At 71.9% G+C, this 15,204-nt stretch carries 16 protein-coding genes; 12 read left to right on the top strand and 4 right to left on the bottom strand.

Annotated elements, in window-relative coordinates; genetic code table 11:
* The first annotated feature begins 4 nt into the window (after window positions 1–4).
* Entirely contained in the window at window positions 5–715 is a 711-nt protein-coding gene (locus tag IG99_RS10025; RefSeq protein ID WP_394297991.1) for a sigma-70 family RNA polymerase sigma factor, read from the top strand.
* Window positions 716–755: 40 nt separating this feature from the next.
* Here IG99_RS10025 and IG99_RS10020 read toward each other — a convergent pair whose 3' ends face one another.
* A complete protein-coding gene (locus IG99_RS10020) occupies window positions 756–1,283 on the bottom strand; it encodes a MarR family winged helix-turn-helix transcriptional regulator (RefSeq protein ID WP_037671982.1) in 528 nt (175 codons plus the stop codon).
* Between the two features lie 134 nt (window positions 1,284–1,417).
* Here IG99_RS10020 and IG99_RS10015 point away from each other — a divergent pair, with 134 nt between their 5' ends.
* Window positions 1,418–1,933, top strand: a complete 516-nt coding sequence (locus tag IG99_RS10015; RefSeq protein ID WP_037671981.1) for a YceI family protein — start codon at window positions 1,418–1,420, stop codon at window positions 1,931–1,933.
* Here IG99_RS10015 and IG99_RS10010 read toward each other — a convergent pair.
* Window positions 1,914–2,483 (bottom strand): hypothetical protein, encoded by a 570-nt coding sequence (locus tag IG99_RS10010; RefSeq protein ID WP_037671980.1) that lies wholly within the window; start codon window positions 2,481–2,483, stop codon window positions 1,914–1,916. The two genes, IG99_RS10015 and IG99_RS10010, sit on opposite strands and share 20 nt — an antisense overlap.
* Window positions 2,484–2,721: 238 nt before the next feature.
* Between IG99_RS10010 and IG99_RS10005 the strand changes: the two genes are divergently transcribed.
* From IG99_RS10005 to IG99_RS09990, 4 genes are all read left to right on the top strand, one after another.
* Complete coding sequence (locus IG99_RS10005) at window positions 2,722–3,111, top strand: cell division protein SepF (protein WP_037671979.1); 390 nt, start codon at window positions 2,722–2,724, stop codon at window positions 3,109–3,111.
* 195 nt (window positions 3,112–3,306) lie between these two features.
* A complete protein-coding gene (locus IG99_RS10000; RefSeq protein WP_078947631.1) occupies window positions 3,307–4,581 on the top strand; it encodes an AAA family ATPase in 1,275 nt (424 codons plus the stop codon).
* Window positions 4,578–4,904 carry a nucleotide pyrophosphohydrolase gene (locus IG99_RS09995; protein ID WP_037671978.1) on the top strand — a complete coding sequence of 109 codons (327 nt, stop codon included), beginning with the start codon at window positions 4,578–4,580 and terminating at the stop codon, window positions 4,902–4,904. The genes IG99_RS10000 and IG99_RS09995 overlap by 4 nt, the downstream gene beginning before the upstream one ends.
* A 194-nt stretch (window positions 4,905–5,098) precedes the next feature.
* The gene (locus IG99_RS09990; protein ID WP_037671976.1) at window positions 5,099–5,560 is read left to right on the top strand and encodes a DUF6099 family protein; all 462 of its coding nucleotides are present in this window, start codon (window positions 5,099–5,101) and stop codon (window positions 5,558–5,560) included.
* Between the two features lie 76 nt (window positions 5,561–5,636).
* Here IG99_RS09990 and IG99_RS49530 read toward each other — a convergent pair whose 3' ends face one another.
* Window positions 5,637–5,798: a hypothetical protein gene (locus IG99_RS49530; protein ID WP_199815475.1), complete on the bottom strand. Its 162-nt coding sequence runs from the start codon at window positions 5,796–5,798 to the stop codon at window positions 5,637–5,639.
* Window positions 5,799–6,038: 240 nt separating this feature from the next.
* On the opposite strand from IG99_RS49530, the gene IG99_RS09985 reads away from it, so the two are divergent.
* From IG99_RS09985 to argF, 6 genes are all read left to right on the top strand, one after another.
* Window positions 6,039–6,962 (top strand): LLM class F420-dependent oxidoreductase, encoded by a 924-nt coding sequence (locus tag IG99_RS09985; protein WP_037672287.1) that lies wholly within the window; start codon window positions 6,039–6,041, stop codon window positions 6,960–6,962.
* A gap of 130 nt (window positions 6,963–7,092) precedes the next feature.
* Window positions 7,093–8,001, top strand: a complete 909-nt coding sequence (locus IG99_RS09980) for a DUF4232 domain-containing protein (protein WP_037671975.1) — start codon at window positions 7,093–7,095, stop codon at window positions 7,999–8,001.
* 141 nt (window positions 8,002–8,142) lie between these two features.
* Window positions 8,143–9,612 carry a 3' terminal RNA ribose 2'-O-methyltransferase Hen1 gene (locus IG99_RS09975; protein WP_037671972.1) on the top strand — a complete coding sequence of 490 codons (1,470 nt, stop codon included), beginning with the start codon at window positions 8,143–8,145 and terminating at the stop codon, window positions 9,610–9,612.
* On the top strand, window positions 9,609–12,152 hold the full coding sequence (locus tag IG99_RS09970) for a polynucleotide kinase-phosphatase (RefSeq protein ID WP_037671970.1): 2,544 nt from the start codon (window positions 9,609–9,611) through the stop codon (window positions 12,150–12,152). Before IG99_RS09975 ends, IG99_RS09970 begins: the two co-directional genes overlap by 4 nt.
* 206 nt (window positions 12,153–12,358) lie before the next feature.
* On the top strand, window positions 12,359–13,582 hold the full coding sequence (locus IG99_RS09965; protein WP_037671968.1) for an arginine deiminase: 1,224 nt from the start codon (window positions 12,359–12,361) through the stop codon (window positions 13,580–13,582).
* A gap of 93 nt (window positions 13,583–13,675) precedes the next feature.
* Window positions 13,676–14,683 (top strand): ornithine carbamoyltransferase, encoded by a 1,008-nt coding sequence (argF, locus tag IG99_RS09960; RefSeq protein ID WP_037671966.1) that lies wholly within the window; start codon window positions 13,676–13,678, stop codon window positions 14,681–14,683.
* 16 nt (window positions 14,684–14,699) lie between these two features.
* Here the strand turns inward: argF and IG99_RS09955 are convergent, their stop codons facing one another.
* Window positions 14,700–15,152, bottom strand: coding sequence for an ATP-binding protein (locus IG99_RS09955; RefSeq protein ID WP_037671964.1), 453 nt, complete (start codon window positions 15,150–15,152; stop codon window positions 14,700–14,702).
* Between the last annotated feature and the right edge of the window lie 52 nt (window positions 15,153–15,204).

Raw genomic sequence — 15,204 nt, 5'->3', positions numbered from 1 at the left:
TCCGGTGACGACTACCGTCCTGCCCGCTGCCCGAGAGAAGTCCGGAAAGCCGGAAAGCGCCGAAAGCGTGGAGCCGACAGGGGTTGTCGGGACGACAGGGCGGGTTGGGAGGGGCCCAGCTGCCGAGGTCAGCGCGCGGGATGCCTCGATAACCGCCTGGGCCCTTGCCGCACGGGGCGGCGACCGTGCCGCCGGCGAACACTTCGTGCGGGCGCTGCATCGGGACGTGCTGCGCTACGTCGCGCATCTGTGCGCCGACCCGGAGGCGGTGGACGACCTGGCCCAGGACACGTTCCTGCGGGCACTGGGCAGCCTGCACCGCTTCGAGGGCCGTTCCTCGGCCCGCTCCTGGCTGCTCTCCATCGCCCGCCGGGCGGTGATCGACAGCTACCGGTACGCCGCTGCCCGGCCCCGCCCCGCCGACGTGCCGGACTGGCAGGCGGCGGTCGAGCGGGCCCAGCCGAGCGGGCTGCCGGGGTTCGACGACGGGGTGGTACTGCTCGACCTGCTCGCCGCGTTGCCCGAGGACCGCCGCGAGGCCTTCGTCATGACCCAGTTGCTCGGCATGCCGTACGCCGAGGCCGCCGAGGCCGGAGGCTGCCCCGTCGGCACGGTCCGCTCCCGAGTGGCCCGCGCCCGAGCAACCCTGACCCACCTGCTGACGGAGGCGGAGACGAACCCCACCGCACCCCCGGAGGCAACGGCAGCCGCCTGACCCACCCGGTTGCCCTCGCCTCCGCAGCCGCCTGCGAGCCTCAGCGTTCCGGAGTCGGCGGGGTGGGAGCGGCGCAGCCGTCCAGGTCCGGCAGCAGTGCCGACACCGCCTCTCGTTGGGCCGGGCCCGTGAACCTCTCCAGCGCCTGGGTGACCGTCTCGGCGAGGGGCCCGGAGGCCTCCTCCAGGAGGCGGCGGGCCTTGTCGGTGAGGGCCACCTCGACGCCGCGCTTGTCGCCGCACACGGACCTGCGGGTGACGAGGCCGGCGTGCTGGAGGCAGGCGATCTGGTAGGTGAGGCGGGTCTTGGGGCGGCCCAGGAGCTCGGCGATGCGGGTCATGCGCAGGCTGTGGCTCTCCGCGGGCTGCTCCGCCAGCAGGCACAGGATCAGGAACTCGTCGTGCGAGACGTCGAGCCTCTCCTTCACGACGGAGCCCAGCCGCTGCTCCACCGCCCCGGTCATCGCGAGCATGAGCATCCACGCGCGCAGTTCGGGCGGGAGTAGTCCGACGTTCTGCGCCGAGGGGCATCCGGGCAGGTCGGCGTGGTGCTCATCGAGGTCTGCCATGGTTTCGAGTGTATCCGTTGTCCAAATTTGCATGACAAGGGTTGTTCAGTTTTGGATAACTGGCTAGTCTGCCCGTCATCAACCTCATCCAAATTTGAACTATCTAGTTGAACTATTTCGGCAGGAGAAGGATCATGACCGTCGCCGTGGAAACCGGGCTGTGGCAGCTCGATGCGACCGCCTCCACCGTCGCCCTCCAGCACAAGACGATGTGGGGCCTGGTCACCGTGAAGGGCGCCTTCGCCGGGGTCGCCGGCCAGGGCGAGGTCGGCCCCGACGGTTCCGCCGTCGGCACCCTGACCCTGGACGCCGCCTTCCTCGACACCAAGAACGCCAAGCGCGACACGCACCTCAGGTCCAAGGACTTCTTCGACACCGACAACCACCCCGAGATCACCTTCGTGGTCCGCGGCGCCGAACTCCGCCAGGACTCCACCGTGCAGGTCGTCGGCCAGCTGACCGTGCGCGGCATCAGCCGACCGCAGACCCTCGTCGCGCGCCTGACGCAGGCGGACGCCGACGCGCTCACGCTGGACGCGGAATTCACCGTGGACCGCTCCGAGTTCGGCCTCGGCTGGAACCAATTGGGCATGATCAAGGGCCTGACCGCGGTCACCACCAAGCTCCGCTTCACCCGCACCCCGGCCTGACGCACCGTCCCTCCGGGGGTTCCGGCACCGCGCGCACGTCCACGCTCGACAGCGTCTGCGGGGAGGCGGTGAAGGCCCGCAACCTGATCCGCACCCCGGCCCGGGCAGCCCCGAACCTCCCCGCGGGCGGCCGTAGTTCATAGTGGGCCGTCGTGTGGGCGGCGAGCGTGGCGGGACCCTCGGCGACCGACCAGTACGGATTCATGTCCTGCCCGGTGGCGAGGGTGAAGTGCGGCGCGAGCGCACGCCCCCCGGTGTTGTGACCCGCAGCGCCAGCCGGGAGACGAAGGCCGGCCCGGTCCGGTTCCGATCGACGGCCGCCGACACCACCGGCATGCGCAGCGGCGGCGACCCCGCCACCGCGACCGCCGCGCTCACCAGCGCCGGGGACAGCACGAGCGGCGCCGCGGCCGGACGGGCCGGACGGGCCGGACGGCGGCGGGGACCGGTCCGCCCAGGTCGCCGGCTCACGCACGACGAAGTACGCGTCGATCAGCAGCCATACGACGGCCGCGACCCCGACGAACCGCAGCAGCACCAGTCCGGCCACCCGCCGCCCCAGTTCCCCGCGCCGCGCGGCGTAGATCCTGACCAGCCAGTCGCGCCGGTGAACGGGCCGCCACCGGTGGTGAAGAGTCCGGTGTCAGGGCGGTAAGGCGCGGCTCTACGCCATCCCCCTGCGACCTCTGTGACGGTCGCGCACCGTGTCGCTGTTGGGCCGAACGGGTGACTTGGCGTAAGAATTGGCTGGTGCAGGCAATGAAGGCGAGTCAGTTCGGGGGGAGCCGGTGAACCGCTACGACGTCACCGATGAGCAGTGGGAAGGGCTCGCCCAGGTCGTGCCGTTGCGGGGCCGGGACGCCTGGCCGTCCGCCGTCGGCCACCGAGCCCTTCCGGAGGCCGAGACGGAGACCCGCCGTCGCTTCGTCGTCCTCCGCGTGAACGTCTTCGCGGACGCCCGCGACGTCGCCGAGACGCTCATGGCCGGCATCCCGGTCCTCCTCGACCTGACCGGCGCCGAGACCGAGGTCGCCAAACGCGTCCTCGACTTCAGCACCGGAGTCGTCTTCGGCCTGGCCAGCGGCATGCACCGGGTCGACCGCAACGTGTTCCTCCTGACCCCACCCGGCACGGAGGTCAGCGGCCTGATGGAGGGAGCGGGACTCCCGGGGGTCTGAGACCTGCGTGCCGGGGCGGAGAGCCCCGGTCGGCCGGGTTGCCGAACCCCCGTCGGCCGGGTTGCCGAACCCCCGTCGGCCGGGTTGCCGAACCCCCGTCGACCGGGAGTTCGGCAACACCCGTTGTCGCCCGTTCGTAGGAACCGTGGACTGGTGGAACGGTTCGGCCTCGTTGTGGAGGCCTACGGTCCGGTCATGGCTTCGCCGTCCACGCCCGCGCGTCCATCGCCCTCGTCCGAGGCCTCCGCGGCCTCCGCGGCTTCCGAGGCTTCCGCGGCTTCCGCGGCTTCCGAGGCTTCCGCGGCCTCCGAGGCTTCCGCGGCCTCCGAGGCCTCCGAGGCGCCCGCCGCGCGGCTCCCCGGCCGTCCCCACCTCACCGAGTTGCGGCTGTCCGCGTTCGCCGGGCATCGGCGGGCCGACTTTCCGCTGGGGCCGCTCACGCTGTTCGCCGGGCGCAGCGGCAGTGGGAAGACGAGCGCGCTGCGGGCCTACGCGGCGTTGGCGCGGCTGGGCGGCGGGGCCGCGCTGGGGGAGGCGTTCCCGGACGCGGCCGCGTGTGTGCCCGACGGCGCCCGGCCGGACGGCCAGCGCCGCCGCGGCTTCCGGATCGGCTGCACGGCCGACGGTCCCGAGGGACCCGTCCGACTGGACGTGGCCGTCCAGGCCGAGCCCCAACTGCGCCTCGTCGGAGAGCGGTTGACGGCCGACGGCGTCGTCCTGCTGGAGACGGCCCTGCGCGACCCGGCCCGGCGTTCCGTCGAGGCCGCCTGGCACACGGGCGGTCCGTCGCCGATGACCCGCGCGTCCCTGCCCGACGACCGGCTCGGCACCGCGCTGCTGCCGCTCCGGGTGGCCGGCCGCACCCGAGGTCAGCGCCGCGTCCTCGCCGCCGCCGAACAGATGGTCGTCGCCCTGCGCTCCGTCTTCGCCTGCGACCCACGTCCCGGCCGCATGCGCTTCCCCGTCCCCACCGGCACCGGTCGCCTGCTCGGCGGCTGCGACAACCTCGCCGACGTGCTGTGGCGCACCCGCGCCGAGTGCGGCCGGCGGCACGCCCAGCTGGTCGCCGCCGTACGGGCCGGATGCACCGGACCGGTCGTCGACGTACGCGCCGAACCCCTCGGGGACGGAAGGGTCCGCGCGCTGCTCGACCGGGGCCACGGCACAGGCACGGCCCTCGGGCGGCTCGGCGACGGCGAACTGCGCTACGTCGCCCTCGCGCTGGTGCTGCTCACCGGACCGGGGGTGCTCGAGGTCGACCCGGCCGGCGAGGTGCCGGCCGCCCTGCAGACGCTCACCGTGCTCGCCGACGGCCTCGACCGCAGCCTTGACCCGCGCCAGCGTGACGAACTGCTCCGGCTCGCGGCCCGGATGTGCGAGCGCGGCCACGTCCGCCTCGTCGGCGCGGTGAGCGACGCCTCCTGGGCCATCGGGGCGCGCGGGGTCACGGTGGTACACCTGGACCCGTGACAGAACACCTCGACGTGGCGAAGCTGCAGCGCAGGCTGGCCGAGTTCGCGGCCGCCCGGAACTGGCGGCCGTACCACACCCCCAAGAACCTCGTCGCAGCGCTCAGCGTCGAGGCGTCCGAGCTGGTCGAGATCTTCCAGTGGCTGACACCCGAGGAGTCGGCCCGCGTCATGGACGACCCCGGGACCGCCCACCGGGTCACCGACGAGGTCGCCGACGTACTCGCCTATCTGCTGCAACTGTGCGAGGTGCTCGGCATTGATCCGCTGGCGGCGCTGGACGCGAAGATCGACCGCAACGAGCGGAGGTTCCCGGCGCCGTGATGCCCGGCGGCGAGAAGACGGAGCCGCATCATCCACTATCACGCTCCGTGTCCGACTTGCCGTCCGAAACCGATTTGTTGTCCGCAGATTTCCGTCTTCCTCTGGCTTTTCGCCCCACATGCCTTCACTCTGGGTAGTGGACAAGGGAGTCGGGTGGACGTGCGAGAGCACGTCGGGACGGACGGGGGCAGCGCATGGACGCTGTGCGGCTCATCCTTACGAGCAGGCGCGCTCTCTCGGGCGGCGGCGACGTACCGGAGATCCTTACGGAGGTGTGGCAGGCCCAGGCCCTGGCGCAGGCGATAGGCAGTCGGCTGGCGGTCTCCGGACCACCCGAACTGCGCGGCGAGGCCCTGGGGCTGACCGAACTGGCGGGCAGAGGCTGCGGTGTGCTGGACGCACCGGCCCTCGACCCCGGGGACTTACGCGCCGCCCAGCTCACCGCCCTGGACGACGCCCGCCAAGCTCTCCTCGACCTGGGGGGCCTCCTCGGCGAAGTCGGCATCGCCCTCGTCGGAGTCGCCAGCGCGGCGGACGACGAGCGTACGTACTGGCAGTGCATGGAGGCGATCGACGCGGCGGACGAGTCGCGGGACCGGGTCCTGGAGATGCTGCGGAAGCTGGCGGACCGGGACCAGGTGCTGCCGGAGCGGTGAGGCCGGGCAGGGCCGGCCGGCACAGGGGGCTCCGGCTCCCTGGACCCCGCTCCTCCGGCACCGGAGGGGCTGATTGCTACTCGCGGCCGTCGGCCGGCCCTCCGGCCGACTGCAGATCCGTGTCCAGTGCCGACAGGTCCGCGTTCAGGGCCGCCATCAGCTCCTCCATCTGCCGCAGCAGCCCCTTGGGCTGCCCCACCGGGCCCCCGCCCTGCTCCGGCACGGTCTCTTCCGACATGAGCGGCCTCCTCGGCCTGGCCCCCGGGGAGGCCGATCGGGTGACGCCCCGGCGCTGACCTGCCGGGGACGGGCGCCGGGCGGTCCGGCACCGCCCGACCAACGATCACCGCAGGACCCGGTCACCGGCCCCGGGCAGCGCCCGTGTGCCCGGTTGACGCTTTTCACCCGGCCGTGGAGCGCTGGGGGGCGAGGGGGACCGGTGAGGCTGACGGGAGAGACGGAGTGCAGGATGGAAGACATGGATCTCCGCATCTTCACCGAGCCCCAGCAGGGGGCCACGTACGAGACGTTGCTCGCCGTGGCCAAGGCCACCGAGGACCTCGGCTTCGACGCATTTTTCCGGTCGGATCACTATCTGAAGATGGGGTCGGTCGACGGCCTCCCCGGTCCCACCGACGCCTGGATCACCCTGGCCGGCCTCGCCCGCGACACCCGGCGCATCCGGCTCGGCACGCTGATGACCGCGGCCACCTTCCGGCTGCCCGGCGTGCTCGCCATCCAGGTCGCCGGGGTCGACCAGATGTCCGGCGGCCGGGTCGAACTCGGTCTGGGCGCGGGCTGGTACGAGGAGGAGCACACCGCGTACGGCATACCGTTCCCCAAGGAGAAGTTCGCCCGCCTCGAAGAGCAGCTGGCGATCGTCACGGGACTGTGGAAGACCGAGGCCGGCAAGACCTTCGACTTCCACGGCACGTACTACGACCTGAAGGACTCGCCCGCGCTGCCCAAGCCCGCGCAGGCGAAGATCCCGGTCCTGATCGGCGGCCACGGCGCGACCCGCACCCCGCGGCTCGCCGCCCGCTACGCCGACGAGTTCAACCTGCCCTTCGGCTCCGTCGAGGACAGCGAGCGCCAGTTCGGCCGGGTGCGGGCGGCCGCCGAGGAGATCGGCCGCAGCGCGGACGAGCTCGTCTACTCCAACGCTCTCGTGGTCTGCGTCGGCAAGGACGACCAGGAGGTCGCCCGCCGCGCCGCCGCCATCGGCCGCGAGGTCGACGAACTGAAGGCCAACGGCCTGGCCGGCACCCCCGCCGAGGTCGTCGAGAAGATCGGCCGGTACGCGGAGGCCGGCTCCCGGCGGATGTACCTCCAGATCCTCGACCTGGACGACCTCGACCACCTGGAGCTGATCTCCGCCCAGGTCCAGTCGCAGCTGTCGTAACGGCGAGACGCCCGCAAGACCCCGGTCGCCTGCCGGTCGGCGGCCGGGGCGCCACCACTGTGACAGGCCTGTGACCGGAACTATGGCCTCCACCACAGTGGGAGCGGTCCCGCGCTGATGAGGTGGCCGGATGCGAAGAGTCACCCCCCTGCTTCCCGTCCTCGCCGCCGCCGTCCTGCTGGTCGCCGGCTGCGGATCCGAGAGCGCCGGTTCGCAAACGGCCGCGAGCGGCGGTCGTGGCACGGCCGACGGGCAGACCCCCGTCTCCGACCCGGGCAAGAACGGCGTGCGGATCACCGCGATGAGTGTCCCCTCCCCGGCCCGTGCCGCCTCCGAGCTCTCCGCCACTTACGAGGTCACCAACGACGGCACGCAGGCGCTGACTTACACGATCGTGTTCAGCTTCCTCTCGGCCGACGGCGGGGCGGTGAGCAACCAGCGGGAGACCGTGCGGAACGTCGGACCGGGCCGGACCGTGACCCGGAGTCTCACGATGGGGGAGTTGCCGGCGGCGGCACCCGCCGTGACCCGGGTGAAGGTCCTGGAGGTCACCAGCGTCCCCGCCGACGAGGCGCCCGCCGCCCCCGGCGCGTGCCCGTCCTCGGGGATCCGTGTGACGGCCGATCAGGGGGACGCGGCCATGGGGCTGAGGGTCGTGGGGCTCTGGGTGGAGAACTGCGGAACCGGCGCGTACAAGATCGAGGGCTACCCCGAGCTGACCCTCCTCGACGAGGCCCACCGGCAGGTCGACGGCGTGAAGATCCTCCACGGCAGTGGCGGGATCTCCAGCTCCGACGACATGGACCGCCCGCCCCAGCCCCTGACCCTCAAGCCCGGTGAACGCGCCCGGTCCGTCATCCAATGGCGTAACACCACCCAGTTCGGCACCCCGGTCAACGCCCCCTACGTCCGTGTCGTGGCGAAGCCGGGTGCCACACCCGTCACGGTGACCCCGCACCTCGATCTCGGCACCACCGGAAAGCTGGGCGTCGGCCCCTGGCAGACCGTGGACGAACAGCCGCCCCAGCAGGTCGAATAAACGAACGCACCGGTCGGCCGGGGTGTGCGATCGTAGGACGGTCGTCCTGCCGAGCCCCCAGGATCACCGTCCTGGGGGCTTTCGCGCGCACGGCACCCGAGCACCCGTCCACCACACCGACCCGCCGGAGAGGCCCTCCGCATGTTCCTGACCATCAGTACCACCGGCACCCCCGAACGCCCCGCCACCGACCTCGGCTTCCTGCTGCACAAGCATCCGGACAAGGCGCAGGCGTTCTCCACGTCCTACGGCAAGGCGCACGTCCTCTACCCCGAGGCGGATGCCGAGCGCTGCACGGCGGCGCTGCTGCTGGAGGTGGACGCGGTGGCACTGGTCCGGCGCGGCAAGGGCAAGGGCCGTGGCGGCGCACCGGACGCGGCGCTCGCGCAGTACGTCAACGACCGTCCGTACGCCGCCTCCTCGCTGCTCGCCGTCGCGCTGAGCAGCGTGTTCTCCAGCGCGATGCGGGGCGTGTGCAACGCCCGTCCCGAGCGCGCCGAGCAGCCGCTGCCGCTGCGCGTCGAGGTGCCCGCGCTGCCGGCCCGGGGCGGCCCCGACCTCGTACGCAAGCTCTTCGAGCCGCTCGGCTGGGCGGTCACCGTCGAACCGGTGGCGCTGGACAGCCAGTTCCCGGAGTGGGGCGACTCGCGGTACGTACGCCTCGTCCTGGAGTCCTCGCAGCGAACCCTCGCCGAGGCCCTGCGTCACCTCTACGTCCTGCTCCCGGTCCTGGACGACGCCAAGCACTACTGGGTCGCCCCCGACGAGGTCGACAAGCTGCTGCGCGCCGGTGAGGGCTGGCTGCCCGCCCACCCGGAGCAGAAGCTGATCACCAGCCGCTATCTGTCCCGCCGTTGGTCGCTGACCCGGCAGGCCATGGAGCGACTGGAGCTGGTGCGGCTCGCGGAGGCGGACGACAGCGAGGTCGAGGAGATCGACAACGCGGTCGAGGCCGAGGCGGAGACCGAGGAGAAGCCGACCCCGCTCGCCGAACAGCGCCGGGACGCGATCCTCACCGCGCTGCACGCGTCCGGCGCGAGCCGGGTGCTCGACCTGGGCTGCGGGCAGGGCCAGTTGGTGCAGGCGCTGCTCAAAGACGTCCGGTTCACCGAGATCGTCGGCGTGGACGTGTCGATGCGGGCCCTGACCATCGCCTCCCGGCGCCTCAAGCTGGACCGGATGGGCGAGCGGCAGGCGTCGCGCGTGAAGCTCATGCAGGGCTCGCTCGCCTACACCGACAACCGGCTCAAGGGCTACGACGCCGCCGTGCTCAGCGAGGTCGTCGAACACCTCGACCTGCCCCGGCTGCCCGCCCTGGAGTACGCGGTGTTCGGCTCCGCCCGCCCGCGCACGGTGCTGGTGACCACCCCGAACGTCGAGTACAACGTCCGCTGGGAGAGTCTCCCGGCCGGGCACGTCCGGCACGGCGACCACCGCTTCGAGTGGACGCGCGAGGAGTTCCGCGCCTGGGCGGAGACGGTGGCCGAACGGCACGGGTACGGCGTGGAGTTCGTACCGGTCGGACCGGACGACCCCGAGGTGGGGCCGCCCACCCAGATGGCCGTGTTCGTGATGAAGGACCTGAACGAGAAGGAGGCGAAGGCCGCATGACCGAGGCAACGAACGGACGGGTCCTGCCCGTCACCGACCTCTCCCTCGTCGTACTGATCGGCGCGTCCGGCTCCGGCAAGTCCACCTTCGCGCACCGGCACTTCAAGCCCACCGAGATCATCTCCTCCGACTTCTGCCGGGGCCTCGTCTCCGACGACGAGAACGACCAGAGCGCGACCAAGGACGCCTTCGACGTCCTGCACTACATCGCGGGCAAGCGCCTCGCGGCCGGCCGGCGCACGGTCGTCGACGCGACCAGCGTGCAGCAGGACTCCCGCCGTCAGCTGGTCGACCTGGCCAAGCAGTACGACGTGCTGCCCATCGCCATCGTGCTCGACGTGCCGGAGGAGGTGTGCGCCGAGCGCAACGCGGCCCGCACCGACCGGGCCGACATGCCCCGCCGGGTCATCCAGCGCCACACCCGCGAACTCCGCCGCTCCCTGCGGCACCTGGAGCGTGAGGGCTTCCGCAAGGTGCACGTGCTGCGCGGGGTGGAGGACGTCGAGAACGCCACCGTCGTCACCGAGAAGCGCTTCAACGACCTGACCCACCTCACCGGCCCCTTCGACATCATCGGCGACATCCACGGCTGCGCCTCCGAACTGGAGTCGCTGCTCGGCAAGCTGGGCTATGTCGACGGCGTCCACCCGGACGGCCGGACGGCGGTCTTCGTCGGCGACCTCGTCGACCGCGGCCCGGACAGCCCCGCCGTACTGCGCCGTGTGATGGCCATGGTCGGTTCGGGCAACGCGCTCTGTGTGCCCGGCAACCACGAGAACAAGTACGGGCGTTACCTGAAGGGCCGCAAGGTCCAGCACACCCACGGCCTCGCCGAGACCATCGAGCAGATGGAGGACGAGAGCGAGGAGTTCAAGAAGCAGGTCCGGGAGTTCATCGACGGTCTGGTCAGCCACTACGTCCTCGACGGCGGCAGGCTCGTCGTCTGCCACGCCGGTCTGCCGGAGAAGTACCACGGCCGCACCTCGGGCCGGGTCCGCTCGCACGCCCTGTACGGCGACACCACCGGCGAGACCGACGAGTTCGGGCTGCCGGTGCGCTACCCGTGGGCGGAGGACTACCGCGGCCGGGCGGCCGTGGTCTACGGCCACACCCCGGTCCCGGAGGCCTCCTGGCTCAACAACACCATCTGCCTGGACACCGGCGCCGTCTTCGGCGGCAAGCTGACCGCGCTGCGCTGGCCGGAGCGGGAGCTCGTCGACGTACCGGCCGAGCAGGTGTGGTACGAGCCGGCGAAGCCGTTGAAGGCCGAGGCGCCCGGCGGGCACGACGGGCGGCCGCTGGACCTGGCGGACGTGCACGGCCGTCGGGTCGTGGAGACCCGGCACGCCGGCCGGGTGTCGGTCCGGGAGGAGAACGCGGCCGCGGCGCTCGAGGTCATGAGCCGTTTCGCGGTGGACCCGCGGCTGCTGCCGTACCTCCCGCCGACCATGGCCCCGACCGCCACCTCACGCGTCGACGGCTACCTGGAGCACCCTGAGGAGGCGTTCGCCCAGTACAAGGAGGACGGCGTCGAGCGGGTCGTGTGCGAGGAGAAGCACATGGGCTCGCGGGCGGTCGCCCTGGTCTGCCGTGACGCGGAGGCGGCGCGCAAGCATTTCGGCGTGGAGAGTGGCCCCACGGGGTCCCTCTACACCCGTACCGGCCGGCCGTTCTTCGACGACGAGGCGGTCACGGAGCTGATCCTCGGCCGGGTGCGGACGGCCGTCGGCGAGGCGGGCCTGTGGGACGAGCTCGACACGGACTGGCTGCTGCTCGACGCCGAGCTGATGCCGTGGTCGCTGAAGGCGTCCGGGCTGCTGCGCTCGCAGTACGCGGCGGTGGGCGCCGCGTCCGGGGCGGTGTTCCCGGGTGCGCTGGCCGCGCTGGAGGGGGCGGCGGCCCGCGGTGTCGAGGTGACCGACCTGCTGGCGCGCCAGCGCGACCGGGCGTCGGACGCGGCCGCCTTCACGGAGGCGTACCGGCGCTACTGCTGGGCCACCGACGGCCTGGACGGCGTCCGCCTGGCCCCGTTCCAGGTCCTCGCCGTCCAGGGCCGCAGCCTCGCCGCTCTGCCGCACGACGAGCAGCTGGCCCTGCTCGACCGGCTGGTGGAGCACGACGCGAGTGGTTTGCTCCAGACCACCCGGCGCCTGTACGTCGACACCGGTGACCCGGAGTCGGTGCGGGCGGGTGTCGACTGGTGGCTGGAGATGACCGGCCGCGGCGGCGAGGGCATGGTCGTCAAGCCGATCGGCGCGCTGGTCCGCAGTGAGCAGGGCCGACTGGTGCAGCCCGGCATCAAGTGCCGGGGCCGGGAGTACCTGCGGATCATCTACGGTCCCGAGTACACCCGCCCCGACAACCTGGCCCGCCTGCGCCAGCGCTTCCTGAACCACAAGCGCTCCCTCGCGATCCGCGAGTACGCGCTCGGCCTGGAGGCCCTGGACCGCCTGGCCGAGGGTGAACCGCTGTGGCGGGTGCACGAGGCGGTGTTCGGGGTGCTGGCCCTGGAGTCGGAGCCGGTGGACCCGCGGTTGTGAGCGGGTGAGATCGCCGCCGGGGGCGGATGCCGGCCGACGCCCGCCCCCGGCCGACGTCCGCCCCCGGCCGACGTCCGCCCCCGGCCGACGTCCGCCCCCGGCGGCGCGGGCGCCGCCGTCCGCTTCTCGTCATCGGGATGAAAACAAGCCGTCCGGAATCCTCCGGGCAGGGGGTGAACCGGCGCCCCGTTGGTCAGGATGGAGGCATGGGATTCCATGTCGACTCCGAGGCCGGGCGGCTGCGCCGCGTCATCCTGCACCGGCCGGATCTCGAGCTCAAGAGGCTCACCCCCAGCAACAAGAACTCCCTGCTCTTCGACGACGTGCTGTGGGTGCGCCGGGCGCGCGCCGAGCACGACGGGTTCGCCGACGTGCTCCGCGACCGCGGAGTGGACGTCCACCTCTTCGGCGACCTGCTCGCCGACACCCTGGAGATCCCCGAGGCCAGATCGCTCGTCCTGGACCGGATCTTCGACGAGAAGGAGTACGGACCGCTCGCCACCGACCACCTCAGAGCCGCCTTCGAGAACCTGCCCGCGCGCGAGCTGGCCGACTCCCTCGTGGGCGGGATGACCAAGCGGGAGTTCCTGGACGAGCACGCGGAGCCGACCTCCGTGCGCTTCCACGTGATGGAGCTCGACGACTTCCTGCTCGCCCCCCTGCCCAACCACCTCTTCACCCGGGACACCTCCGCCTGGATCTACGACGGCGTCTCGATCAACGCCATGCGCTGGCCGGCCCGGCAACGGGAGACCGTGCACTTCGAGGCGATCTACCGGTATCACCCGGTGTTCCGTGCGGAAACGTTCCGCGTCTGGTCCCAGGGGCAGGCCGACTACCCGTCGACCATCGAGGGCGGGGACGTGCTGGTGATCGGCAACGGAGTCGTGCTGATCGGCATGAGCGAGCGCACCACGCCCCAGGCGGTGGAGATGCTCGCCCACAAGCTGTTCGCGGCCGGCTCGGCGCGGACGATCGTGGCGCTGGACATGCCGAAGGCCCGTGCCTTCATGCACCTCGACACGGTGATGACGATGGTCGACGGCGACACCTTCACCCAGTACGCCGGGCTCGGCATGCTCCGCTCGTACACCATCGAGCCGGGCGTCGGCGACAAGGAGCTGAAGGTCACCGACCACCCGCCGGAGCACATGCACCGGGCGATCGCCGCCGCCCTCGGGCTGAGCGAGATCCGGGTGCTGACCGCGACCCAGGACGTGCACGCGGCCGAGCGTGAGCAGTGGGACGACGGCTGCAACGTCCTCGCGGTGGAGCCGGGCGTCGTCGTCGCCTACGAGCGCAACTCCACGACCAACACCCATCTGCGCAAACAGGGCATCGAGGTGATCGAGATCCCCGGCAGCGAGCTGGGGCGGGGGAGGGGCGGGCCGCGCTGCATGAGCTGCCCGGTGGTGCGGGATCCGGTGTAGCCGACCCCGCACGCGAATGGTTCTGTATATAAATGCTGAGCATCGTATAGACTTCCAAGGTCTTTCCTCGCCCCCGTGACCCTGGAGCGCCCCATGGCGACAGTCCCGACCGCCCTCGCCGGCCGCCACTTCCTCAAGGAGCTCGACTTCTCCGCGGAGGAGTTCCGCGGTCTGGTCGAGCTGGCCGCCGAGCTGAAGGCCGCCAAGAAGGCCGGGACGGAGACGCGGTACCTGCGGGGGAAGAACCTCGCGCTGATCTTCGAGAAGACCTCGACGCGCACCCGCTGCGCCTTCGAGGTCGCGGCCGCCGACCAGGGCGCCTCGACGACCTACCTCGACCCCGTGGGCTCACAGATCGGCCACAAGGAGTCAGTGAAGGACACCGCGCGGGTGCTCGGCCGGATGTACGACGGGATCGAGTACCGCGGTGACAGCCAGGCCAAGGTCGAGGAGCTCGCCGCCTTCGCGGGCGTGCCCGTCTACAACGGCCTCACCGACGACTGGCACCCCACCCAGATGCTCGCCGACGTGCTCACGATGACCGAGCACTGTGCCAGGCCGCTCACGGAGATCGCGTTCGCCTACCTCGGCGACGCCCGCTTCAACATGGGCAACTCCTACCTGGTCACCGGCGCCCTGCTCGGCATGGACGTGCGCATCGTCGCCCCCCGGGAGTACTGGCCCGCCGAGGACGTCGTCGCCGACGCCCGCAAGCTGGCCGAGGGCAGCGGCGCCCGTATCACCCTCACCGAGGACGTCACCGAGGGTGTCCTGGGCGCCGACTTCGTCGCCACCGACGTCTGGGTCTCCATGGGTGAGCCCAAGGAGGTCTGGGCCGAGCGCATCGGCGCCCTCGCGCCGTACGCCGTGACCATGGACGTCCTGCGCGCCACCGGCAACCCCGACGTCAAGTTCCTGCACTGCCTGCCGGCCTTCCACGACCTCGGCACCAAGGTCGGCCTGGAGATCCACGAGACCTACGGCCTGGACTCCCTGGAGGTGACCGACGAGGTGTTCGAGTCGGCGCACTCCGTCGTCTTCGACGAGGCCGAGAACCGCCTGCACACCATCAAGGCGGTCCTGGTCGCGACCCTGGCCTGAGCCGAAACCGGGCGTCCTACGAGGGCCGCCGCTGGTGCGGCACCACCGGCAGCCGGAACCACACCGCCTTGCCCGTCTCCGTGGGCCGATGGCCGCAGGACGAGCTCAGGGCGCGGATCAGCAGCAGACCGCGCCCGTGCTCCTGCCACGGGTCGGGCGGTCCGCCGTGCGGGCGGGTGAGATCGCCGGGCGGCGCCGGGTCCGGGTCGTGTACCTCGACCTGGCAGCCGGTCGGCAGCAGCTCGACCACGAGCTCTATGGGGGACCGGCCGGCCGTGTGCTCCACGGCGTTCGCCACCAGCTCCGCGGTGAGCAGTTCCGCGGTGTCGCTGTCGGCCGCGTGCTCCAGCTCCGCCAGCGCCGTACGGACCAGGGCGCGCGCCACCGGGACCGCCGCGGCGGAGTGGGGCAGCGCGATCCGCCAGGAGGCGGGGGCGGAGGGGCGTTCTTGCAAGGCGGGTCCGTTCATGGCGCAGGCTGTCCTGCTTTCAACTTTATGAATGGTACGGCGCCGGTGTCCG

The organism is Streptomyces griseus subsp. griseus (assembly GCF_000720255.1).
Classification (GTDB): domain Bacteria; phylum Actinomycetota; class Actinomycetes; order Streptomycetales; family Streptomycetaceae; genus Streptomyces; species Streptomyces griseus_I.
This window is presented reverse-complemented; position numbering and strand designations above follow the sequence as displayed.

Excerpts from the sequence above, each read along its gene's own strand:
- IG99_RS10020 (WP_037671982.1), bottom strand. The coding sequence starts at position 1,283 with ATGGCAGACCTCGATGAGCACCACGCCGACCTGCCCGGATGCCCCTCG.
- IG99_RS10015 (WP_037671981.1), top strand. The coding sequence starts at position 1,418 with ATGACCGTCGCCGTGGAAACCGGGCTGTGGCAGCTCGATGCGACCGCC.
- IG99_RS10000 (WP_078947631.1), top strand. The coding sequence starts at position 3,307 with ATGGCTTCGCCGTCCACGCCCGCGCGTCCATCGCCCTCGTCCGAGGCC.
- IG99_RS09990 (WP_037671976.1), top strand. The coding sequence starts at position 5,099 with ATGGACGCTGTGCGGCTCATCCTTACGAGCAGGCGCGCTCTCTCGGGC.
- IG99_RS49530 (WP_199815475.1), bottom strand. The coding sequence starts at position 5,798 with ATGTCGGAAGAGACCGTGCCGGAGCAGGGCGGGGGCCCGGTGGGGCAG.
- IG99_RS09985 (WP_037672287.1), top strand. The coding sequence starts at position 6,039 with ATGGATCTCCGCATCTTCACCGAGCCCCAGCAGGGGGCCACGTACGAG.
- IG99_RS09980 (WP_037671975.1), top strand. The coding sequence starts at position 7,093 with ATGCGAAGAGTCACCCCCCTGCTTCCCGTCCTCGCCGCCGCCGTCCTG.
- IG99_RS09975 (WP_037671972.1), top strand. The coding sequence starts at position 8,143 with ATGTTCCTGACCATCAGTACCACCGGCACCCCCGAACGCCCCGCCACC.
- IG99_RS09970 (WP_037671970.1), top strand. The coding sequence starts at position 9,609 with ATGACCGAGGCAACGAACGGACGGGTCCTGCCCGTCACCGACCTCTCC.
- IG99_RS09965 (WP_037671968.1), top strand. The coding sequence starts at position 12,359 with ATGGGATTCCATGTCGACTCCGAGGCCGGGCGGCTGCGCCGCGTCATC.
- argF (WP_037671966.1), top strand. The coding sequence starts at position 13,676 with ATGGCGACAGTCCCGACCGCCCTCGCCGGCCGCCACTTCCTCAAGGAG.
- IG99_RS09955 (WP_037671964.1), bottom strand. The coding sequence starts at position 15,152 with ATGAACGGACCCGCCTTGCAAGAACGCCCCTCCGCCCCCGCCTCCTGG.